The sequence below is a fragment of the Humiphilus diazotrophicus genome, from assembly GCF_059726315.1.
Map to the genome: position 1 here is coordinate 4,049,641 of NZ_AP040870.1, position 22,044 is coordinate 4,071,684.

At 51.3% G+C, this 22,044-nt stretch carries 23 protein-coding genes and 1 tRNA gene; 18 read left to right on the forward strand and 6 right to left on the reverse strand.

The window, feature by feature from the left end:
- The first annotated feature begins 103 nt into the window (after positions 1-103).
- Positions 104-619, forward strand: a complete 516-nt coding sequence (locus AC6I7T_RS17270) for a hypothetical protein (RefSeq protein WP_497788609.1) — start codon at positions 104-106, stop codon at positions 617-619.
- On the opposite strand, the gene AC6I7T_RS17275 is transcribed toward AC6I7T_RS17270, so the two are convergent.
- Positions 612-1,019, reverse strand: a complete 408-nt coding sequence (locus AC6I7T_RS17275) for a hypothetical protein (protein ID WP_497788610.1) — start codon at positions 1,017-1,019, stop codon at positions 612-614. The genes AC6I7T_RS17270 and AC6I7T_RS17275 overlap by 8 nt on opposite strands.
- 312 nt (positions 1,020-1,331) lie before the next feature.
- On the opposite strand from AC6I7T_RS17275, the gene AC6I7T_RS17280 reads away from it, so the two are divergent.
- Positions 1,332-1,760 (forward strand): OsmC family protein, encoded by a 429-nt coding sequence (locus tag AC6I7T_RS17280; protein WP_497788612.1) that lies wholly within the window; start codon positions 1,332-1,334, stop codon positions 1,758-1,760.
- Between the two features lie 124 nt (positions 1,761-1,884).
- Here AC6I7T_RS17280 and AC6I7T_RS17285 read toward each other — a convergent pair whose 3' ends face one another.
- Complete coding sequence (locus AC6I7T_RS17285) at positions 1,885-2,139, reverse strand: hypothetical protein (RefSeq protein WP_497788613.1); 255 nt, start codon at positions 2,137-2,139, stop codon at positions 1,885-1,887.
- A gap of 142 nt (positions 2,140-2,281) precedes the next feature.
- Between AC6I7T_RS17285 and AC6I7T_RS17290 the strand changes: the two genes are divergently transcribed.
- Positions 2,282-2,368, forward strand: a tRNA-Leu gene (locus tag AC6I7T_RS17290).
- Positions 2,369-2,544: 176 nt separating this feature from the next.
- Complete coding sequence (locus AC6I7T_RS17295) at positions 2,545-2,889, forward strand: hypothetical protein (protein ID WP_497788615.1); 345 nt, start codon at positions 2,545-2,547, stop codon at positions 2,887-2,889.
- Between the two features lie 447 nt (positions 2,890-3,336).
- On the opposite strand, the gene AC6I7T_RS17300 is transcribed toward AC6I7T_RS17295, so the two are convergent.
- A complete protein-coding gene (locus AC6I7T_RS17300) occupies positions 3,337-3,813 on the reverse strand; it encodes a hypothetical protein (protein WP_497788616.1) in 477 nt (158 codons plus the stop codon).
- 284 nt (positions 3,814-4,097) lie between these two features.
- Positions 4,098-4,763: a hypothetical protein gene (locus tag AC6I7T_RS17305; RefSeq protein ID WP_497788618.1), complete on the reverse strand. Its 666-nt coding sequence runs from the start codon at positions 4,761-4,763 to the stop codon at positions 4,098-4,100.
- 508 nt (positions 4,764-5,271) lie between these two features.
- Here AC6I7T_RS17305 and AC6I7T_RS17310 point away from each other — a divergent pair.
- From AC6I7T_RS17310 to AC6I7T_RS17350, 9 genes are all read left to right on the forward strand, one after another.
- Positions 5,272-5,763, forward strand: coding sequence for a hypothetical protein (locus AC6I7T_RS17310; RefSeq protein WP_497788619.1), 492 nt, complete (start codon positions 5,272-5,274; stop codon positions 5,761-5,763).
- 349 nt (positions 5,764-6,112) lie between these two features.
- Positions 6,113-6,919, forward strand: coding sequence for an indole-3-glycerol phosphate synthase TrpC (gene trpC / locus AC6I7T_RS17315; RefSeq protein WP_497788621.1), 807 nt, complete (start codon positions 6,113-6,115; stop codon positions 6,917-6,919).
- Positions 6,920-6,934: 15 nt separating this feature from the next.
- On the forward strand, positions 6,935-7,603 hold the full coding sequence (locus tag AC6I7T_RS17320; RefSeq protein ID WP_497788622.1) for a phosphoribosylanthranilate isomerase: 669 nt from the start codon (positions 6,935-6,937) through the stop codon (positions 7,601-7,603).
- A 17-nt stretch (positions 7,604-7,620) separates the two neighbouring features.
- On the forward strand, positions 7,621-8,832 hold the full coding sequence (gene trpB, locus AC6I7T_RS17325) for a tryptophan synthase subunit beta (protein WP_497788624.1): 1,212 nt from the start codon (positions 7,621-7,623) through the stop codon (positions 8,830-8,832).
- A 9-nt stretch (positions 8,833-8,841) separates the two neighbouring features.
- On the forward strand, positions 8,842-9,624 hold the full coding sequence (gene trpA, locus AC6I7T_RS17330) for a tryptophan synthase subunit alpha (protein WP_497788625.1): 783 nt from the start codon (positions 8,842-8,844) through the stop codon (positions 9,622-9,624).
- Positions 9,625-9,725: 101 nt separating this feature from the next.
- On the forward strand, positions 9,726-10,094 hold the full coding sequence (locus AC6I7T_RS17335) for a chorismate mutase (protein WP_497788627.1): 369 nt from the start codon (positions 9,726-9,728) through the stop codon (positions 10,092-10,094).
- A 12-nt stretch (positions 10,095-10,106) separates the two neighbouring features.
- Positions 10,107-11,123, forward strand: coding sequence for a 3-deoxy-7-phosphoheptulonate synthase (aroF, locus tag AC6I7T_RS17340; RefSeq protein WP_497788628.1), 1,017 nt, complete (start codon positions 10,107-10,109; stop codon positions 11,121-11,123).
- The gene (locus AC6I7T_RS17345; RefSeq protein ID WP_497788630.1) at positions 11,124-12,011 is read left to right on the forward strand and encodes a prephenate dehydrogenase; all 888 of its coding nucleotides are present in this window, start codon (positions 11,124-11,126) and stop codon (positions 12,009-12,011) included.
- A 286-nt stretch (positions 12,012-12,297) separates the two neighbouring features.
- Entirely contained in the window at positions 12,298-12,642 is a 345-nt protein-coding gene (locus AC6I7T_RS17350) for a hypothetical protein (protein ID WP_497788631.1), read from the forward strand.
- A gap of 130 nt (positions 12,643-12,772) precedes the next feature.
- On the opposite strand, the gene AC6I7T_RS17355 is transcribed toward AC6I7T_RS17350, so the two are convergent.
- Both AC6I7T_RS17355 and AC6I7T_RS17360 read right to left on the reverse strand, forming a co-directional pair.
- The gene (locus tag AC6I7T_RS17355) at positions 12,773-13,078 is read right to left on the reverse strand and encodes a carboxymuconolactone decarboxylase family protein (protein WP_497788633.1); all 306 of its coding nucleotides are present in this window, start codon (positions 13,076-13,078) and stop codon (positions 12,773-12,775) included.
- A 145-nt stretch (positions 13,079-13,223) separates the two neighbouring features.
- On the reverse strand, positions 13,224-14,474 hold the full coding sequence (locus AC6I7T_RS17360) for an anion transporter (RefSeq protein WP_497788634.1): 1,251 nt from the start codon (positions 14,472-14,474) through the stop codon (positions 13,224-13,226).
- A 199-nt stretch (positions 14,475-14,673) separates the two neighbouring features.
- Here AC6I7T_RS17360 and AC6I7T_RS17365 point away from each other — a divergent pair, with 199 nt between their 5' ends.
- The 5 genes from AC6I7T_RS17365 to AC6I7T_RS17385 all read left to right on the forward strand — a co-directional run bounded on the left by AC6I7T_RS17365 (position 14,674) and on the right by AC6I7T_RS17385 (position 21,494).
- Positions 14,674-15,786 (forward strand): hydrogenase small subunit, encoded by a 1,113-nt coding sequence (locus AC6I7T_RS17365; protein ID WP_497788636.1) that lies wholly within the window; start codon positions 14,674-14,676, stop codon positions 15,784-15,786.
- Positions 15,787-15,789: 3 nt separating this feature from the next.
- Positions 15,790-17,511, forward strand: coding sequence for a nickel-dependent hydrogenase large subunit (locus AC6I7T_RS17370; RefSeq protein WP_497788637.1), 1,722 nt, complete (start codon positions 15,790-15,792; stop codon positions 17,509-17,511).
- Positions 17,512-17,529: 18 nt separating this feature from the next.
- Positions 17,530-18,309 carry a Ni/Fe-hydrogenase, b-type cytochrome subunit gene (gene cybH, locus AC6I7T_RS17375; RefSeq protein WP_497788639.1) on the forward strand — a complete coding sequence of 260 codons (780 nt, stop codon included), beginning with the start codon at positions 17,530-17,532 and terminating at the stop codon, positions 18,307-18,309.
- Positions 18,306-18,824, forward strand: coding sequence for a hydrogenase maturation protease (locus AC6I7T_RS17380; RefSeq protein ID WP_497788640.1), 519 nt, complete (start codon positions 18,306-18,308; stop codon positions 18,822-18,824). Before cybH ends, AC6I7T_RS17380 begins: the two co-directional genes overlap by 4 nt.
- 99 nt (positions 18,825-18,923) lie before the next feature.
- Complete coding sequence (locus AC6I7T_RS17385) at positions 18,924-21,494, forward strand: hypothetical protein (protein ID WP_497788642.1); 2,571 nt, start codon at positions 18,924-18,926, stop codon at positions 21,492-21,494.
- Positions 21,495-22,044 lie beyond the last annotated feature (550 nt).

Genomic DNA, 22,044 nt, shown 5'->3' on the forward strand with positions numbered 1-22,044 from the left:
CGTGTCTCGGGTCCCAGGACTGGGACCCGAACCATCCATTTGGGATCGAGCCAGGGCTTTGGCCTTGGCGAAAATACCGGCTTCATACTGCGGCATTTTTACGATGAGCTATATTGTCACACTGGTTGTTGCATTTTTTGTGAGTGGAGCTCTATTGGCTCAGGCCATTCATGCTCCTGTGTTGCATCATCGTGATGAGCAGGAGCGAGGGCCGCAGACAGTTGCGGAGGTTCACGGAGCACCCTTGCTATCGGACGAAGCCTCCGGCGAATACCTTCTCGGTCAGCCTGGAGAAATTGTTCAGATCATTCTCGAACAACAGGGACGGCTGACTGGCTACATCTCTGTATTCGGTAACCATGACAGTGACCGTGGAACTCCCCTGACCTTCCTTTTCCATCACACAGCGGTGTCCGGAGAGCAGGTCCGCTTTGAGACCGTTACGGTTCACGGTATCTGGTATGCCTTTTCCGGAACGATCCAGCGCGGCGAGGCCAGGAGCCGCGCTGAAGAAGGATTTTACCGGCTCACCGGAACTTTGGAAGAACATGACACCGCTGCAAATACAGTGCAAAAGCGGAATGTAGACCTGAAGCTCTCCCGTTCCTCCGCTAGCTGATTTTGACGGTCCGAGAGCTGGGATGCACTGGTTTTGAGGCATCTCTCTCGGGCATGGGCTGTCCTGGATGCCCCGGACGCTCAAGAATCTCTCCTTGAAGATCCGGTCCCGGAGAACCTCCGCTACGTTCGAAATATGTTCGTTCCTGACCGGCATTGGCCGTGACAAGTTGCGATGGATCCGCAGCTGTTTCTCCCGATTCTCTCTTTAGAGGGATCTCAGCTCCATACTGACGAAAGGTGGAGGCTGCTCTTTCCGCAACCTTAATGGATTGGTTAACACTCGCCTTAACTGGAGCGAGCATTCGATGAAACACAATCATGACTCCGATACCTGCAAAGAGTCCTTCAAAAAGCCCGAGCATAAATTGGGCGGAAGTGGCATTAACTTTTTGAGTCATATTCTTTTGAGAACAGTAATGATGTGAAGCGGTTGCCACTGGCACGATTTGTTAGCCGCAAGCTTGACCAGAGGGTGTTTTTCCACAGGAGCAGGCAATCCGGTCATAGTCCAAATGGATCTGATAAGAGGGACTGCTATTTCGCGGTTAGCAGTTTGCTATTAACGCGTGTAAGACATTTTTCCTGTTTAACGTGCATGAGTAGGAATACAACTACTGATAGAGGAAGAGTTGGGCAGAGGCCTGAAAACTCTTCTTCGTGGATGTTTGAAACGAAGTTGAAACAAATCATCAACAAGCAAAGGAGTAAGTATGGAGCGTACAGCCAGTGCAGTTTGGCATGGCGGATTGAAAGACGGCAAAGGCGTGATTTCAACGCAGAGTGGTGTTCTGAAGCAAACGCAATACTCCTTCGGAACTCGCTTTGAGAATGGGATTGGTACCAATCCAGAGGAGTTGATTGCCGCCGCTCATGCTGGCTGCTTCACTATGGCGTTAAGCGCTCAGCTGACCGGTGCGAATCTTACGCCGGAATCGCTCGAGACTTCCGCCGCTGTGACGTTTGCAAAGACGGATGCGGGCTTCACCATTACCCACATCAAGCTGACCACCGTAGCTAAAGTTCCCGGGGCCGATGCTGCAGCCTTTGACAAGGCAGCACAGGAAGCTAAGGCGAACTGCCCGATCTCTCGTCTCTTTAAGGGGAATACGGAAATTACCCTGGACGCAAAGTTGGTCTAGCTGAGCTAGCTCTTGTGGGCGCCGAATCTTCTCTGATCGGCGCCCAGTTTTAACGGGTTTTCCTCAGGATTTCCACTGTGTGAATTGAGGGTGGGATAGGGGGAACTGGTCTAGGGTTTTTGTTTCAACTATGGCGGCGGATATAGTCCCGCAGCTCGATATTCAGGGCCGCAGCCCGTTTGACTCCCTCATTCAGAAGCCCGACCCACTGTTGGGCGCTCTCGTCCAGCTGGGAGGTGCTCAGCAAATAGCTGGATTGGATGACGATCTCAAGTGCATTGCTTAGATCATGGGCCAGGCGTCGGATCTCCGTCGCAACATGTGCAGGGATCTTCTCTTCTGACGGAAGGGACTCGGAACTGGAAGAAGTCTCATTCATAGGGTTCTGTTTCAAGGTACCTATAGAAAGAGTAGGATGCCAAAAACCTGCTCTCCGTTCTCTTGTTTGACACATCGGCACCGGTCTGTAAAACTAGAAATCGCTGCCTGTTCAGCATTCCGATGCTGGACGTCTTCACAGTGCCGAAGTGGCGGAATTGGCAGACGCGCATGGTTCAGGTCCATGTACTCGCAAGGGTGTGGGGGTTCGAGTCCCTTCTTCGGCACCAGCTCAACAGAGCATATTCCTCTCTTTCTTAGCAATCCAGCAAAATTCTTCTGAAACCAGCATAAAACCTGCCTTTTGTGAATCTCAATAAACGCAATAGGCGCAAATGATATTGCCTGCTGAACCCTAATTTTCTTACTGAGAGCGAAAAACCTTACTGTGTAAAATGCCCATGGAATGGGAAGCAAAGAGGTTTCGCTGGTACGCAATTGCAAGACGCCCGAGGGGTGGCGCTATTACCCCGTTATGATCGGGAAAAATCGTCGGGTCCGGCCGAACTGGGTCATTGTAAAGGGAGAACCTAAAGAGTACCCGGAAGGGTGCTATGCCATCCGCTACTACGAAGGGTCGAAAACCTGCTACGAGCAGCTGGATTGTCCGGCAAGCGAAGCAATCGCGCAGTGTGAGAAATTCGCCCGGGAATTGGATATCAAGGTTCGGGCGCGTGCATCCGGTATTGAGATCGTCGACCAGAGTGTGATCCAAGATAGCTTTCCTGTGTCACCGAGAAAGGCTTTGTAGCCTGTCCCTTCTGGGATTTAGCAACGATTCATGACAAACCGGGTTATTGGGGATAGCATCCGATTCGCCTATGCAGAATCAAGTCTGAAATCCTTACTGATTTCACGGATTTAGGATTTCGCGTGATCGCACGATCTTCACCAGTTTAAGCCTCACTACCAAGAAGAATAGATACTCTAAATTTATCCAAATCATATAGTTACAGTGATTCGGCCCGATTTGTTGTGAAGCGGATTTTTTGTGAATTTAAACTATGAAACATATGTCATTGGGTGGCCAAAATTAGCAGATAGTAAACTATCTGCTAACAATTCGAGGCGTATTTTGCGGCCTGCGAGAGCAGGTGTTTTCCCTCTCCCACTCTAACTTGGCTGCAGCAGGGAAGGGCATAGCTCTTCCCCTTATAAATCAGTCATCACGGGAGTTTGCCTGGTTAAAGATCGATGTTTAGGCAATAACATCCGCATTGTGCTCGTGAGAGTCTAGGCCCTCGTAAAGCTTGAGCATATTCAAATATACATTGGCTGTTTTGGAGTTCCCGGAAGCCTCTTCAAATTGAGCAGCCCCCTGAAGCGTTCCGGCCAAGTTGTATGTTGAGACACCGGTAGATGTAGAAGAGGAATCCGCAGCCAATGCATGACCTGGACTTGTATAGATGTGTCCATGGCCTAAAACTCCATCGGACCCCTTCCCCAACCATCCACTGGCAAAGGCTGATACTTGAGCGAAGGCATCTAGTTTTCCTTCGCTATATAGTTTATCTGTCGCAGTGCGGATCTCATCGATGGTCATGTTCTTCAGATCGAAACCAAAAGCATCCTTGCCAGTAGCGGAGCAGGCTTCCGAAGTCTTTTTAGAGGAAAATGAGGATGAATTTGATGTAGTGAACTGAGACGAGCGAATATAATCTTGGATCGAACTCATGGGGGATGCTCCTATCTATTCCAAAGCTTGAGCGATGGTTTGCACTTAGTTCGCGTGGAGCAATCAACCTGCCATAAATACCTTCTAGCCTTAAGATATTCTTATGAGATGTTATCGTAAAAATATGGTTGAGCAGTGATGCACTTATATGCCCTTGTTGTTGAAGATCAAGGACCTGCAGCAACAAGGGTAGTTGAGGCAAATGATGTAGTGATTCCTTGCTCAAAGGAATGAGCCGTATCGTATCAAGACCAGATTTGTTCTGGATCCAGAATATCGATGTTTCACTGCTTGATGATCATAAAGTTGGTTAACTTTGTAGAAGGGGTATTTTCGCTGATAGATTCAGTCCAAACTAGACGACCCCATCCATCTTTGAGCTCTGTCGTTATGTCGTACCACAAGCGCCATCCTGTTACAGGCACTCCACCCGTGGATGGGCATGTATCATAGGTGGAATAGCAAAGTTGATCAACTTCTACAAGGGCACTGGACGGCAAAATTCTTCCTGTAGCACCACCTAGCTTTGTTGTTGGGGTTGTTCCGTAGCCATGCACTTCAACTACGGTGTAGATCTTGTACAGCGTGTTGGGATAGCTACGTTGTGTTACGTGATTAGTAACCGGTCTGTCGTCCTCGCAGCTAAACGTAGTAGTGTCTGCTGTTACCTGTCCACACGTGTATCCTATACCAATCCAAGTAAGATCAGGTACAGGGTCGGATTCTGTAATACTCGGAGCATCTGATGGTACAGTAGAAGCCGTTAGGGATAGCTTTGGCTTCGGTAAATATTCTGAAAGAGGTCTTGCTCCTCTAGAAATCTTGACCTTCGCGGGTATGGTATCTGCATCTGTGGGAATCGATGCTTGTGCCCTTATGACAGGGGATTGCATCAGAGTTAGCACGAGAAGAGCAGTTCCTGTTGTCACCACAGCTTTCAAAACGTTCATTATGCAACAAGTCTCCTTGGAGGTCTCAGATCTTAGAAGGCTGAAGATACCGCTCCGCCTTTCATAAAGTCCGAGCCATATTCAACACGCAGCCAATTAAAGAGGTTTTCTGGTACATTAGCAAATAACTTTTGTAACTTGCTTTGATTAGATATTCATAACTTATTGTATGTTATTATCTGGAGCGAAAACATGCCTGAAGAGACAGTTCTCAAGGATAAAGGAAATGGAATTAATGGAACGTTCCCCGTTATTTTTGAGAACGTAACCGGGAAAGTCGTCTCGGTACTTTAGCAAACCGCTCCAGAGGCGTGATCAATGCAGGCGTGGCTAAGATAGGCCCGCAACGTTTACATTCATCATGCTTAACGCAGACAACTGAGACCTCGCAGATTTAGTACAGAGAGAGCAGAAGATCGCTCACCCTTGCTGCATTGGATAAATCGATCGATACAGTGCAGGCTATGTCCCCTGTGCTTATCGAGTCCCTCGCGGGTCAGGATAACGTTTGAGGTCCATATCGAGGACCTCACGGGCCAAGGACACGCTATCGCCGACTGTGGAGATAACCTTCGAAGATTTTTCAATTGGTTCTTTGATCAGGCGCATTCCGGTAATGATGGATGCGCAAATTGCCAACGTAGAAATGGACGACGAATTAGGCGTCATTCGCAATCCTTATCCTCTGCCTGGAGAGTTGTCCGAGTATCGCAGTGCTCCGACTCATGGCACAGGCGAAAAATATGCCCTGATTACACTGTTACCAGGGCCTCAACCTGGTCGTCATATTTTGATCCTGAGTGGCTCAGGTTCGGAGCTGATGTGGGCGCTGGCCGAATGCGTCAGTAATCCGGAACATGTGAAGGAGATCGTCTCTCATTTGCAGTCGCCCTCAGGGGAATTCCCTCGTGCCTTTCAGGTCATCATCCAGGCGACTTTCGAAGCGAATGTTCCCGTCAAGATTCGCTACGTTACTCACCGGATCTCAAAGATTTCGTAGAGCGCACCAATCCTGGAGCAATCGAGGTATGTCTTCCACCCAGTCGCTTGAAATTTGCCTTTATCCTCACACCGCAAGAGAAGCTCGTATGCATTTGTGAACTCTCCGCTTGCGTTTTGCTGAACGTTTGCGTTCTTCACAATGAAAGTGACTGCAGCAGGTACTCAATCCGGTTGGTGGAATAAAAACAATTTGTAATGTTTTACATATTGGGGATCCCGCCTGCGGATGGCTCACTAAATCAAGGATTTTGGGCGTGCAGAGTCATAATGCAATATGGAAGCCCAGAATTAGGGAAATCCGGGCGATATACTAAAGGTCAGCTTTCAACCGTGTTGTTTGGAGCTTCATGGCAACCCATCTGGATAAGATTCTGGCAGAAACGCGGCATACTGTGGCCCAGCGGAAGACGCAGGTGCCTCTAGAGGCTTTAGAACGTAGAGCTTTCGAGCATAGTCCGCGTGGATTTGCACGTGCTTTGCGTGCTGTTGCTGAACATGGTCCGGCGATTCTGGCGGAACTCAAGAAGGCCTCGCCCTCTAAAGGACTCATTCGGGAAAACTTCGAGGTTGTTCCCTTGGCCCAGGCACTGGAGACAGGGGGCGCCGCAGCTTTATCTGTGTTAACGGACGAGCCCTTTTTCCAGGGCAGTCTCCGGAACCTGGAAAAGGCATCGGCTGCTACCCAGATTCCCTGTCTGCGTAAAGATTTCATTGTGGACGAGTACCAGATTGTGGAGTCCAGGGCGCATCGTGCGGATGCCATTTTGCTGATTGTGGCGGCGCTAACCAATCTTGAATTGAAGACATTGACGGAAGCAGCACACCGGGAGCGCCTCGATGTTCTCTGCGAGGTTCATACTGCCGAGGAGCTTGAGCGGGTGATGGATCTGGAAGTTGACGCAATCGGCGTGAATAACCGCGATCTGCGCACTTTTGAAGTAAGTCTGAAAACATCTCTTTCTCTGGCAGCACGTCTTCCGAAAAATGCTGTACATGTAGCAGAAAGTGGACTGAACTCCGCGGCGGACATCGTCAAGTTGCGGGAAGCCGGGTTTGATGCTTTCCTGATCGGCGAATCCTTGATGAGGCAGCCAGAACCTGGGGCTGCACTGCAATCGTTGCTTGCAGAAGCGGCTAGCGCGCGGATCTCCTGATTCCGGATCAACGACATGTGGATCAAGATCTGCGCCAACACGACGTTGCAGGATACGCTGGTGGCGGTAGATGCCGGTGCTGACGCCGTAGGATTTGTGTTTGCTCCAAGTCCGCGACGGGTTACGATAGAACAGGTCTGCGAAATTACTCCTCACCTGCCGAAAGAGCTTGAGAAGTACGGAGTCTTTGTTGATGCCGACGCTGAAGAGATCATCGCTACTGTCGAAAAGTGCGGGCTTACCGGGGTGCAATTGCACTCGGCAGAGCCTGCGATGGCGGATCGTCTAAAGCACTACTTTGCGTCGAAGCAACCGTCGCTCAGCATCATACGGGTACTGCATTTCAACGCAGATCTTTTCGAACAACTGGAAAATTTAAGGACGCATGCAGCAATGGATGCGGTTCTCGTGGACTCCCGCACCGCTGGAGCGATAGGTGGTACAGGTATCACCTTCGACTGGCGGAGTGCACGGACCAGTTTTTCCAAAGAAGGCAAGTATCTGCGATTGATTGCGGCCGGTGGGCTTAAACCCGAAAACGTAGCTGAAGCGATCCTGACCCTTGAACCCTGGGGGGTCGATGTAGCCAGCGGCGTCGAGTCGGCTCCAGGACGTAAGGACCCGGCGAGAGTTCGCGAATTTATAAAAAGGGCCCGCGCAGCAGTGCAGGCCGCCAAAGTTTAGAAGCAGGAGATCAGGTCATGGCAACTTCTACAACAGACATCAAGACGACGGGCACAGGTCACTTCGGAGTCTATGGCGGGCGTTTTGTGCCCGAGACGTTGATGGCCGCATTGGATGAGCTGGAGCACGCCTATGCTGAGGCAAAAGAAGATCCTGCCTTTCAGTCCGAATTAAATGCTTTGCTGAAGGATTATGTTGGCCGTCCCTCTCCACTGACCTTTGCCAAGAGACTTACTGAAAAGTTGGGTGGAGCAAAGATCTATCTCAAGCGTGAAGATCTTCTTCATACTGGCGCTCACAAAATCAATAACTGTATCGGGCAGGGCTTGCTGGCGAAGCGGATGGGGAAGCACCGCATCATTGCCGAAACCGGCGCCGGACAGCACGGAGTAGCATCGGCCACCGTGTGCGCATTGCTGGGACTGGAATGCATTGTCTACATGGGCGAAGAAGATATGCATCGCCAGGAGCTGAACGTATTGCGCATGCGTATGTTGGGCGCCGAGGTGCGCGGGGTCAATGCCGGTTCGAAGACCTTGAAAGACGCCATTAATGAAGCGATGCGCGATTGGGTCACCAATGTCCGCACGACTCACTATCTTCTAGGTACTGCATTTGGAGCACATCCGTATCCGACGATGGTTCGCGATTTTCAGCGCGTCATCAGCCGGGAAGCTCGTCGTCAGATTCTGGAGAAGGAAAATCGCCTTCCTTCGGCAATCATTGCCTGCGTTGGTGGTGGTTCGAATGCCATCGGCGCGTTTTACGAATTCATTCCAGACAAGGAAGTTCGTCTCATCGGTGTTGAAGCCGGTGGTCGCGGTACTCAACTGGGCGAGCATGCAGCGCGTTTCGCAGGCGGTGTCCCGGGAGTTCTTCAGGGAGCTTATTCCTATGTCCTGCAGGATGAAAACGGGCAGATTGCTCTGACGCACTCGGTGTCGGCAGGTCTGGATTACGCTTCAGTCGGGCCTGAACATGCCATGCTTCACGATTCCGGACGTGCAGAGTATACGGTGGCGTCAGATAAGGCAGCACTCGATGCGACCATCGAATTAGCGCGAACCGAGGGCATTTTGCCTGCTTTGGAAAGCGCCCATGCGGTAGCAGAATGCATTCGACTTGCCCCGAAGATGTCCGCGCATGACATACTATTAGTGAACATCTCTGGACGTGGTGACAAGGATATGGGAATTCTGTCCAAGGAATTGAACATCCAGGGAGCATGACGAGAAAGAATGCCGATCTCTTTCCAAACTAAGCCGGGTCTAGTGATCTACCTGACGGTAGGCGATCCGGATATCAAGACCACGCATGAGATTGCGCTGGCAACGATTGATGCCGGTGCGGATGTGCTGGAGTTGGGTGTTCCCTTCAGCGATCCGGTGGCGGATGGCCCTGTCATTCAGCGTGCCAGCGAGCGTGCCTTAGCTTCCGGAACACGTTTGGTCGATGTTTTGGCTTTGGCGAAACAGCTTCGTGCTGAGCGCCCGGCGGCCGGTTTAGTAATTTTCTCGTATTTCAATCCTGTTCTCCGCTATGGCCTTGAGCGCTTCACCCAGGATGCTGCGGCCGCTGGTGTAGATGGGGTCCTGATTACAGATTTGATTGTGGAAGAGGCGGATGAGTATCTCGCACATATGAAGCGTGCCGGATTAGCTCCGATCTTCCTTGCAGCTCCGACCAGCCCCGACGAACGTCTAAAGGCAATTGCGGAGCACTCCCAAGGTTTTGTTTACGCTATCTCCCGTACCGGCATCACCGGAACCCAGTCTTCCTTAGCTTCCGATGCCAAAGAGGTAGCGACGAGAGTGAAACGATGGACCAAGCTGCCGGTAGCGGTTGGCTTTGGCATTTCGAATGCCAGCCACGTTGCGACGGTAGCCGAATTTGCAGACGCGGCCGTAATTGGCAGCGCAGTTGTGCAAATTGTCGAGAAGTCAACGCCAGCGGCGGCGCCTTTAGAAGTGGCTCGATTTACCAAGGGCCTGCGCCAACGCGAGGTGGTGCTGGCCCGTTAAACCCCGCTCCCGGCGGCAGTTTATGCCGTATCCTACGGTTCAACTCTAACCTTATGTTGGAAATCCGGAGCGTGCCTCATCTTTCATGAGGCACAGCTACGGTGTATCCAATATCGCAAGGAATGTTAATGACGCTCGATGACTGGCGTAAGCGAATCGATGAACTGGATCTGCAAATCATAGACCTGCTAAACCAACGTGCTCGTGTGGCGCTGGAAATTGGTAAGTTAAAGCAGCTTGCTGCTCTTCCGGTATATGAGCCGGCACGTGAGAAATCGGTCTATGAAAATGTGCGGAAATCCAATCACGGGCCGCTGCCAGATATTGAGGTCGTACGCATTTACGAACGAATCATCGACGTTATGAGAACCTTGCAAGAGGATGAGTTGCCCACCCAGAAATCGACCCAGGCATCCGCGTCTGGGGCACACGACAGCGCGGCCGGAGATCCGAAGCTCCGCGCAAAGTAAGGATTCAAGACAATGATCGTAGCAATGCAAGAGAACGCCACCGAAGAACAGATTCAGAACGTAATTGAGCGCATGGTGGAGATTGGCTTCCACGTTCACCAGACCACCGGAACTGTCCAAACCATTCTGGCCGGAGTTGGTACTCCGAGCGCTTTTGACGTAAAGGATTTCGAAGTTCTGGATGGAGTGGCGGAAGCACATCGTATCTCTTCTCCTTACAAATTGGCCGGACGCGGTTTTCGTCCCGAAGGCACGGTTGTTCAATTTCCCAATGGTGTAACGATTGGGGGTGAAGAGATTGTTGCCATGGCGGGCCCATGCTCCGTTGAATCCCGCGAACAGATTTTCCGTTCGGCAGAGCAGGTAAAAGCGGCTGGTGCGAAGTTCCTTCGTGGCGGCGCTTTCAAGCCCCGCAGCTCGCCGTACTCCTTCCAGGGAATGGGATTGGATGGCCTGAAGCTGATGCGCGAGGCAGCCGATCATTGCGGGCTGCTGGTTGTTAGCGAAGTTATGGAGATTTCCCAAATCGAGCTGATGGAGCCGTATATCGATCTCTATCAGGTTGGTGCTCGTAACATGCAGAACTTCAATCTGCTTCGTGAATTGGGAACGGCCCGCAAACCGGTACTGCTGAAGCGTGGAATTGCAGCGACCATCGAAGAGCTGCTGCTTTCGGCTGAATATGTTCTGGCCGGTGGTAACTACGATGTTATTCTCTGCGAGCGCGGTATCCGCACCTTTGAGACCGCAACCCGTAACACGATGGATATCTCTGCTATCCCGGTTGTTAAGCATCTGTCGCATCTGCCTATCATCGGCGATCCTTCGCACGGCACTGGACGACGCGATAAGGTAGCAGCGATGGCTCGTGCAGCGGTGGCGGCGGGTGGAGACGGCTTGATCATCGAAGTGCATCCGAATCCGGATAAGGCTATGTCCGACGGTGCACAATCACTCTTTCCAGAGCAGTTCATGAAGCTCATGCAGGAGCTTCGTATTATTGCTCCTGCAGTAGGCAGGACCATCTAGATGCAGAGCGTGCTTATCTTAGGTACAGGCCTGCTGGGAACATCGGTAGGCCTGGCCTTGCGCGCTGCTGGATTTGTCGGTGCGATTGTCGGATGGGATCGCGATTCCAGTCAGTCACAAATTGCCTTCGAACGTGGTGCCGTAGGGGAAATTGCGGAAGATCCCCTGGAAGCCGCGCGTAAAGCGGATCTTATCCTGCTGAGTGGTCCGGTTTTTTCCATCATCGATTGGATGGAAAAGCTGTCCGCAATCTTGACACCCGAGCAACTTGTAACCGATGTTGGCAGCACCAAGTCACAAATTACAGCTTCAGCAACACGCTTCTTTAATCAGCCGGGCAAAGCTGCCTTTCTTCCTGGTCATCCCATGGCAGGAAGAGAAGTAAGCGGTGCCGCCAATGCCGAACCGGCAATCTTCCGCAATGCTGTATGGCTCTTTACTCCGGGAGCAGGTTGGCAGCGAGATCCGAAAGCAGAACAGCTTGTTATCGACTGGCAGACTTGGGTAAGTGCCTGTGGCTGCCGGATTCTGGAGATAGAAGCCTCCAGACATGATGAAGTCTGCGCCTGGGTAAGCCATTTGCCGCAGCTGGTCTCTACTGCACTTTCCGCTTTGCTAGAAGAGCAATTTGGAACGGCAGAAGATATGCGTGCTATCGGAGGCCGTGCCTTACGGGAGATGACTCGTCTTGGGGCCAGCCCGTTTTCCATGTGGCGCGATATAGCTCATACAAATGCCGATGCAATCGGTAAGGCCATGTCCGCTCTTGAACAGCGGCTGGTGCATATGCGCGAGAATCTAAAAACACCTGAGCTAAGAGAAGAGTTCGAAAAGGCAAATCACTTTCGCTTGCCTCCCCGGCACGTTACCAATTCCGAAGACAAGTAACTCATCTTAGTCCATAAGAAACCTGCCGGTGCGCCATCTTCCCTGCAAGGGAAATCGAGTGGGTCAAGGTGTAAAGAGCAAAGACCATATTGGCCTTACACGCGTAATGCCGAAGAGACATGCCTAACATCTCTAGGTCCTTGATAGCGAATCATAATTATTCGGCTATTTCCCAAAAAACATTACAAAAGCATCATCTAATTTCTTGTGTAATTGGTAAGCCGATTGCTATAGAGGAATGTGGTTTGCGCCATATTCCATCGTAGTAATAAAGGAAGCCTATCCAATGCAGATTTTTGATGTTCATCGTAACTCGGCCTATACGGCAGCATATACATCTTCCCAGCAGACAAACAGCAGCTCGTCGAATTCCGATACTTCTCTTTCTGGGACTGCAGATAGCGGCTTCGATGCCACCAAAGCCTTCATGGACTATGCAAACGAGACACCGGCGCAGAGGATGTTCGATTCCTGGCTCGGTACTCAGCATGTTACCAAAGAAGAATACAATTCCATGAGCGACGCAGATAAGCAGAAGCTCGTCGATAAGTTTGAGGAGTACATGAAGGAAAAGATGAGAGAAAAGCTCAGCGTGAATTCGACCTCCGGCTCTTCTTCTTCCGCAGCGTAGATTTTCCAGTTTGCAAGAGGCTTAGGTTTTCAGAGTGTTGGCTACAGACGCCGTCATTCGATTTTGCAAAACAGTAAATCAAATGACGGCGTCGGAATTAGTTGGTCGAAAGACTATCGCTCAGTTACTTCTAGCTTTTAAACATATGTGTCGCATGGGTAATTGCCGCTCCGGCTCTCATGGCGGCCGCAATTGTAGCTACTTCTGCAAGTTGTTGATCGTTAGCGCCTTCGTCCCGTGCTGCTTTTACATGTAGCTCAATGCAGTAAGGGCATTGAGTGGTTAAGGCGACAGCCAGGGCAATCAGCTGTTTATGTTGCTTATCGATGGCTCCTCCTGCAAAAGCCGCCTTATCAAATGCCCAAAAGGCCTTCATCGCGTCCGGTGCATTTTCGTCCAACCGCTTCAATTGGGCGAGGTTCTTCATATCGAACATGCTTTAGCTCCATTTTCTGGCAAGACTTTGAAACCCGGTGTGGAAGTTCAGATGCCTTTTGATCTGGCCGGGCAGCTCTGAATTCGCCGTATTAAAGTTTGCGTAGAAACGGGTTGGAAATCACCATAGCTCGCGGGCTATTAAGTTAGAAATTTCCGAAGACCCTCAGCCATGCCCATCCGATCAGCAAGGTCGTAATCGTGATCGGCACTCCTACCCGTAAATATTGCCAAAAGCTTATAGGTGCTTCGTCTTTTGCACTTTCGACAACGATAATGTTGGCTACCGAGCCGGTGATGGTTAAATTCCCGGCAAGAGTACTCGCCATGGCAAGGAATAGCCAGTTCGCATGAGTACTGCCTAATCCGGCGACAAAGGGCCTGAGTAGCATCACCGCCGGAACATTGCTTACTACATTTGAGAGCAGCGTAATAACACCGGTAAAGATTGCCGTGTTTCGCAGATTTAAGTGCTCCGCAGTGTGTACCAGATAGGTGTGGATTCCAACTGCTTCGCCTCCGGCAAGAACTACGAATAGGCCGGTGAAGAATACCAGCAGCCCCACATCGATGTGCTCGAAGAGTGTTCGCGGATCGACTCGACGACGAATCAGTAATAACGAAGCTCCACAGGCCGCCGACAGTGCCGGTTGCACTCCACACAACAGAGCAATCGATACCACAAGGGTGACCAAAACCGGCCATAAGAGCTTTCTGGGTTCTATATAAGGCTCAAAATTGTCGTCTTCGCCTTTCGTTTCGAGAGTCTCGTTTAGTTGCTGACGAAAGAGAAGAGTCAAAAGGGCCCAATCGATGAATAGTCCCAACAGCGCAATTGGACCCAGATGAAGCAGAAAATCCATATAGCTGATCCGCGATACAGAGGCGATCAGGATGTTTTGCGGATTTCCGGTAATAGTTGCGGTGCTGCCGATGTTCGAGGCTGTCGCCAGAGCCAGTAGATAAGGAAGTGGCGGCTTCCTCATATGGTGGGTAATTTTCAGCACCAGCGGAGTCAAGATGACGCAAACCACGTCATTAATCAGCAGTGCCGAGAGAATGCCGCTTGTGAAAAGAACTGCGGGCAAAAGATGGTTCGGCTGTACATGCGCTACTACGCGGTTGACCAGCCAGGAGAAGAATCCAGCCTGATATAGTCCACCGGCCAACAGCATCATTGCGGCCAGGAGAACCAGAGTGGGAAAGTCAATTCCCGCGAGCGCCTGCTCTGGAGAGAGGACGCGCAGGGCAAGCATCAGGGTGCCGCCGATGACCGCCATGGCTGTTCGATCGATGCGGGTGCCGGGAATACGGCCAAAGGCAAATACCGCATAACTAAGGCAGAAGACGACTATCCCCAGGAACGGCGTGTAGGAAACGAGAGCGGAATTCGGCATTGGTTCGACAATGACTATGGTACGTGTCTGGACCCAGGATAGCTGCGAAAACCCCGATGAACCGCAGGGTGCAAAATCTTTAGCACTTCACTTTGTGATTTGTATCACATACACCTGTTATCTCAGATGACGAAACTCACCTCCGCAAATCTCCAAAAGTCGGTGTACTCCCCATAGCCGGCAGAGGAAGGAACGGGATATGGAAGCGGATTCTCTTTTTCACTCATTGATCCGCCGTGGTGTCACACGGAGACGTTTCCTTGAGTTTTGTGGATTGATGACTGCCACTCTGGCTCTACCACCACGTTATCAGGCCCAAGTAGTCAAGTCTCTTGAGCAGAAAAGGAAGCCGGTAGTTGTCTGGCTGGAATTTCAGGATTGTGCAGGGAACAGCGAGGCCCTCTTGCGGGCTGGACATCCCGATGTTGCCGACATTGTGCTAGATGTCCTGTCACTGGAGTATCACGAGACCTTGATGGCAGGTGCAGGACATCAGGCGGAAGCAGCCTTGCAGCGTGTCCTTAAGGAAGAAAAGGGCAAATACATCGTGATCGTCGAAGGGGCTATCCCTACGGCAGATGACGGTGTTTATTGCACGATCGGTGGGCGTACTGCTTTGGATATTGCGCGGGAGGTGTGCAAGGACGCAGCTGCTGCGATCTCGATAGGCTCCTGTGCGTGGGATGGCGGTCTGGTGAAGTCGAATCCGAATCCGACCGGAGCTCTGGGCTTGTCGGAAGCCGTCTCAGGCGTGAAGGTGATCAATCTTCCCGGATGCCCGCACAATCCAGTCAATACTGCCGCCACATTGGTCCACTACATCACCTTCGGACAGATGCCGGCACTCGACGACTACAATCGTCCACTCTTTGCCTACGGAAAGCTGATTCACAACCAATGTGAACGGCGGGCCCACTTCGATTCCGGCAGGTTCGTGCAGGAGTGGGGGGATGAAGGGCATCGCAAGGGATATTGCCTCTACAAAATGGGTTGCAAAGGGCCGGAATCGACATATAACTGTCCGACGGTTCGTTTCAATGAAGGCACAAGCTGGCCGGTAAAGGCCGGACATGGCTGTATCGGATGTGCCGCTCCCCGCTTCTGGGATACTCGCTCACCCTTCTATGAGCGTGTTCCACACCTGGCCGGTTTTGGAGTCGATGTTCCGGTCGGCCAATTAGGCATGGCGGTTGTGGGTGGTGTGGCGGCTGGTGTGGTGGCCCATGCGGCGATTGCCTCTATCAAGCACAAAGGTCAAGTAGAAGAGAAGCCAGAGCAGATTGCTGGAAAGACCGGCGGAGAGGAAAAGTAGACCATGTCTCGTATTGTTATTGATCCAGTTACACGTATTGAGGGACATCTCCGTATCGAGGCGTCTATTGAAGGGCATTCTGTGACAGATGCCTGGAGCTCCGGCACTATGTTTCGCGGAATCGAACTTATCCTGAGAGATAGAGATCCACGCGAAGCCTGGATATGGACACAGCGCATCTGCGGAGTCTGCACTACGGTGCATGCTCTCGCCAGCGTTCGCGCCGTCGAAGATGCCTTAGGTATTGAGGTTCCCGATAATGCCCGACTGGTCCGTAATATCATTGCCGCTGCCTTGAATATTCATGATCACGCGGTGCATTTCTATCACCTACATGCACTGGACTGGGTGGATGTTGCTTCCGCGCTGAAAGCAGACCCGGCAAAGACATCGCAGCTTGCACAGTCTATATCCGAATGGCCAAAGTCGAGTCCCGGGTACTTCCGATCGATACAGGGACGGGTTAAGTCTCTCGTTGAGAGTAAGCAGCTAAGTATCTTCGCGAGCGGCTATTGGGGACATCCGGCTTACATACTTCCTCCGGAAGTAAATCTTTTAGCCGTTGCTCATTATCTGGAAGCACTCGAATTTCAGAGAGAGGTAATCCGCATCCATGCCGTATTAGGCGGTAAGAATCCACATCCTCAGACCTATCTGGTTGGGGGTATGGCAACTTCAGTAGATCTCAATGAGCCGAATGCGACCATTAATCCTGAAAGCATTACCCTGCTTACAAAGCTAGCCAAACTAGCTCAGGATTTTACTTACCAGGTCTACCTCCCTGACGTTTTTGCAATTGCCGGATTCTATAAAGACTGGTTCCGTTATGGCGAAGGTCTCGGGAACTTCATGGCTTATGGATGTTATCCGCAGGGAAGCGTCCATGATCCAGGAAGCTTTTTCCTTCCGCGCGGAATCGTTCTGAGCCGGGATCTTAAAACCGTCCACAAAGTCGATGTGAATAACATTCACGAATATGTGACTCACTCCTGGTATGAGTATCCGGAAGGCGATAGCAAGGGGCTTCATCCTTCCGTAGGTGTAACTCATCCGAAGTTTACCGGCCCCAAGCCTCCTTACGATCAACTCGATGTTGAAGCCAAGTACTCCTGGTTGAAGTCGCCGCGATATGAAGACAAGGCGATGGAAGTTGGTCCTCTGGCGCGTACGCTGGTGGCATATGCCTCGGGGCATAAAGAAATTACAAAGAACGTGAATGATGCATTGGCGAAGCTGAATGCGCCTCCGGCTGCTTTGTTCTCTACGTTAGGACGTACTGCTGCACGAGCTCTCGAAACCAAGCTGATGGCCGATGCTCTGCCAACGTGGATTGCAGAGCTGGAAAACAATATGTCCAAAGGCGATGTCAGGATTCATAACGGAGAGAAGTGGGATCCGGAGAGCTGGCCGAAACACGCTATGGGCTTTGGCTTCCATGAAGCTCCACGTGGCGCTCTGGGCCACTGGATAGAGATTGAAAATAAGAAGATCAAGAACTATCAGTGTGTGGTTCCATCCACATGGAATGCAGGTCCACGGGATGCACAAGGGCAGCGGGGGGCGTATGAGGCAGCATTGAAAGATACTCCTGTTGCCGATCCGCAGCGTCCGCTGGAAATATTACGAACCGTCCATTCTTTCGATCCTTGCCTTGCCTGTGCTGTGCATGTGGTAGATGCCAATGGCCGGGAGTATGGCAACACATTCAGTTACAAAAAGCTGTAACCCCGGAAGGAGATAGATATGGCCACTACTACTGTTCCTCCGGAAAGAGAGCTCTTTAAGAAGAACGATCCTGCCAGCCCGATCGTGAAGCTCTATGTATGGGAGTTGCCTGTTCGGATCGCCCATTGGTTAATAGCTGCTTCTCTGGCTGTGCTCGGATTTACCGGCTATTACATCCATGAACCGTTTCTGGTCTCCTACTCACCGACACAATACGTGATGGGGAGCATGCGGTTCATTCACATCACCTCGGGCTGGGTCCTGTTGTCGGCTTTACTGATTCGTCTGTATTGGTTCTTTGCAGGGAACATCTGGGCAAGCTGGAGGGCCTTTGTTCCTTTGACAAGGCGACAGAGGAAGAGCCTGAAACGGACTTTCACTTACTACTCCTTCTTTTCGGGTCACCCATTTAACCAGGCTGGGCACAATGCTTTAGCTGGAATGACGTATTTGATCATTTACGCTCTTGTAGGTTTCGAGTGTTTTACCGGATTAGCACTCTATGCAGTCGGACGATCGAGTGCTACCCTGTGGTTCTTATTTGGGTGGTCGACTCACATCCTCGATATTCAGTACATGCGGATGTTGCACTATGGCACGCTCTTTGGATTCATGGTCTTCTTCATTCACCACATCTACAGCGCTGTGCTGACCGCGCATGAAGAACGTAACGGGTTGATGGAAAGCATCTTTACGGGTTACAAACTGGTTTCACCGGAGCTGGTGCGGGAGGAACTGGATACTGGAAAAGAGCAGAGAAGCCTGAGGCTGCTTCCGTGGAAACGGAGAAATAAGTGAGGAAAAATTCTGAAACGGTGAAGATTTCGATCCTGGGACTCGGCAATCTGATGCGCACCGATGATGCTATCGGCATGATGGCGCTGGAAGCTCTTCGGTTCGATCGCAGGCTTCCTCATGAGGTGAATTTGATTGCCGGGGAGAACCTGGGTCTCGATCTGCTCTATCACGTGGAAGGTACCACTCATTTGATGGTGCTGGATGCGATCGATGTAGGTGAGGAACCGGGATCTCTGCTACGTTTCGAGAATCACGAGATTTCAATGATTCCCTGCGGTACCAGCGTACATTTGCTGGGGATGTCCGACCTGTTGGCAGCCATGCACTTACTGCAATGTACGCCGAAAGACGTGATCGTTTTGGGAGTACAGCCTCAAGCCACCGGTTGGGGCACAGAACTGACGCCTCCGATAGAGGCTGCATTACCCCGAATTGTGGACGCGGCTCTGGAGCAGATTCTCACCTGGATCGGTCCCCGCATCGTTCACCGTTCGAATCGCCGCAAAGCCAGCTGATTCTGCAGGTTGCCAGTTCATATTCCCTTTGTGGGCATCGTTGTCCTTGAGCGTTTTCCCGTAACCCTGAATTCTTTTGGAATCTCTACAATAAGAAGTATGAAATTTGGTCTTCGGTGCCTGATTCTGCTTCTTGGTTTTTTGACGACGACTGTTGCTGGGATTCAGAGCCGAGCGGACACTCCGGCCTTCGATCTGGTCGGACCCAAAGTTGACGTTCGCGTACAAAGGCAGGGCAAAACCCTGCCTATTTCCCAGGTTGCAAACCTTGCTCCAGGAGATCGTCTGTGGATTCATCCGGATTTTCCTGAGAGCCAGTCGGCAAAGTATCTGCTGATCGTTTCCTTTCTGCGCGGCGCAACCAATCCACCTCCGGATGACTGGTTTACGCGTGTTGAGACCTGGAAAAAGTCTGTTCACGAAGAGGGCGTGTTCATCAATGTCCCTCAAGAGGCGCAACAGGCACTCGTTTTTCTTGCTCCCGAAACAGGTGGAGACTTTACAACATTGCGAGCTGGCGTTCGCGGACGCCCCGGAACCTTTGTTCGTGCAACGCAAGATCTGCAGCAGGCTAGCTACGACCGGATGCGTTTGGAGAAGTATCTGTCCGAGGTTCGTTGGATCTCGAATAACGACTCCAAAGACTTGCACGATAAGAGCCTGCTTCTGGCCCGAAGCTTGAGTATCAAAGTCGATCAGCAGTGCTTCGATAAGCCGACGGTGCAACAGGTTCCTTGCTTAATGCAGCACACCGACAGTCTGGTACTGGACGATGTTCACAGCCAGTCAATGGTCTCGCAGTGGACTACCGGCGCGCCGGTGGATCTGATGAACCAGATCACCAATTCGCAATTAGGCGGTGGCGGTGTCTATAGCGCTTATGTAGGCGCAGTAGTGGATTTGGCCAGAATCATGGGCTCGATTCACAACGCCCAGTATCAATACATTCCGGCATTGGCGATGCCCCAACAAGATACGCTCAACCTTCGCCTGAATACTCCGCCATCTTTCCGTAATCCGAAATCGGTTCTCGTAATTCCTTTACCTCCGGTTCAGAAGGCGCAGACTCCTCCATTGCGGCCGATCAATGAAAAGCAGGTGTTTTGCTCGCAGAAGCCTGATCTGGTTCTCCCTGTGGATGGTGCACCATTGGTTTTTGCCTCCGATATTGCACACGATATGGTGCTGCAAGTGCCTACCAAGGATGGAAAATCGGTAGATCTTCCAGTAAAGACTGATCCACTGGAAGGTGGATTTGTGGTTACAGTAGGTGCTCTTAAACCGGAGATGGTGGATCGCGAGTTTTCTGGAACGCTGACGGGGAAGTGGGGATTTGATTCCTTTACCGGTCCGAGCTTTCGATTGATCAGTCCTCATCCGCTAAACCTAGCTGTCGCTTCCACGGATAAGTCCGCGCTCATTGTGGATCGTGAGGATACTCTGCATCTCTCCGCTGAGAATCTGACCTGCGTGAGCAGCGTCGATATGAAAGATCCGGAGGGCAAAACCGTAAAGTTGAACTGGAAGATGGTTAAGCCCGACTCCTTCGAAGTGACAATGCCCCTGAAGGACGTGAAGCCTGGGACGATTGTCTTGCAGGTTAGTCAATACGGACTTCCTAAGCCTGAGGAGATTACGCTAAATACTTACTCTGAGGCAGCTCATTTGGACAGCTTTTCTCTCAATGCCGGAGAGTCTTCTGCTGTTCTGAAGGGAACGCGATTGGATCAGGTAGCAGGCGTTGAGATTGCCAAGTCCCACTTCGTGCCTGCAAATCTACAGAGAATCAATGAGCGCGATGAGCTTACCTTGAAAGCAAAAGATTCTACTGACTCCCTGAAACCGGCTCAAAAGGTTGTGGCAAAGATTTCGTTGAAGGATGGTCGAGTTCTTGATCAGGCTACTGTGATTGGTAAGCCTCGGCCACGAATTACGCTCTTGAGCAAGGGGCCTCAGGCTACGGAAACAGCACCCCTCTCAGCCATTCGCATGGGCAAGCCTGACGATTTGCCTGAGAACGGCAAACTGGTGTTCTTCTTGAAGTCGGAAGTTCCGTCTATCTTTCCGAGGACAGAGAAGATCGAGGTGGCTGCGGAGGATGATTCGTTCCGCACTGTCTTGAGCCTTGCCGATGGCAGCTTAGTTTTGCAGGATGCTCAAACAGCACTTGGAATTTTAGAGCCCACCAAGAGCTTTGGTGGCTCCGCCTTTGGTCCACTGCGTCTACGAGCCGTAGATGCTGCAGGTCTGACCAGTGAGTGGATATCGCTCGGGACGCTTGTTCGTCTTCCGGAGCTGAAAGAGCTGCGTTGTCCCAAGTCGACGAGTAAGCCCTGTGTCCTGAACGGAGGGAATCTCTTCCTCGTAACGGCGGTTGCGTCGAATCCGGATTTCAACAATCCGGTAGAGGTGCCGCAAGGCTTCACCGCCAGTAGTTTGTCTGTTCCTCATCCCGTGAGCGGTTTGCTCTATATGAAGCTTCGGGATGACCCATCCGGAGTGCAGACAGTCACGATGCCCATTACCTATGCAACGCAGCCAGCACCTCCTGCGTTGAGTGCACCTGCCGTTCAGGTGCCTGCACCTGCTCCGACGGTACCCGCGCCGCAGAGCACAACGCCTGAACCCGAGACGCCGGCGACATCTTCATCAACTTCACCACAACAGTAAGAACGGCTGGATATGCGGTCCGCAAATGCGGATTGCATATCCAAATTTCGTTCTACTGGATGTGTCTACATCTTTTCGGGATTATTCTAGCTAGTGTTGTTCTTCTTCGTGAGGCTGGTGGTTACGTGAGCTGCCTCTGGTAGCCCAGAGTATGCAGGAGAAGAAAACGAAAACAAAAGCTCCGATGACGACAAAAGGGGAATTCATGGGGAAATCGACCTCCTGAAACTTACTTCCGCCCTTACGATATCAGAGCCTTCCGCGAGATCGTCCGGTTGCCGCAGCCGTCGGAAATCAGTCCTCTTTCCTCTCTTCATCATTCCGGTGAACCAAACAAGCCAACGATGTCCAGAGAGCAGGCTCCATTGGAGCAGTAGACGAAATCATGACGAACTATTAACCCAAAAGTTTCAAAAAAGTTTCGACAAATAAGCTTTTTTTCGGTAGGTTAACGGATAGACCTTCAGAGCAACATTCAGCAAGGCTCGTAGAGCCGATTTTCCATGTTTGGGTGCTGCAAGATAGCGATAGACAGCTCTGACGGCCGGTT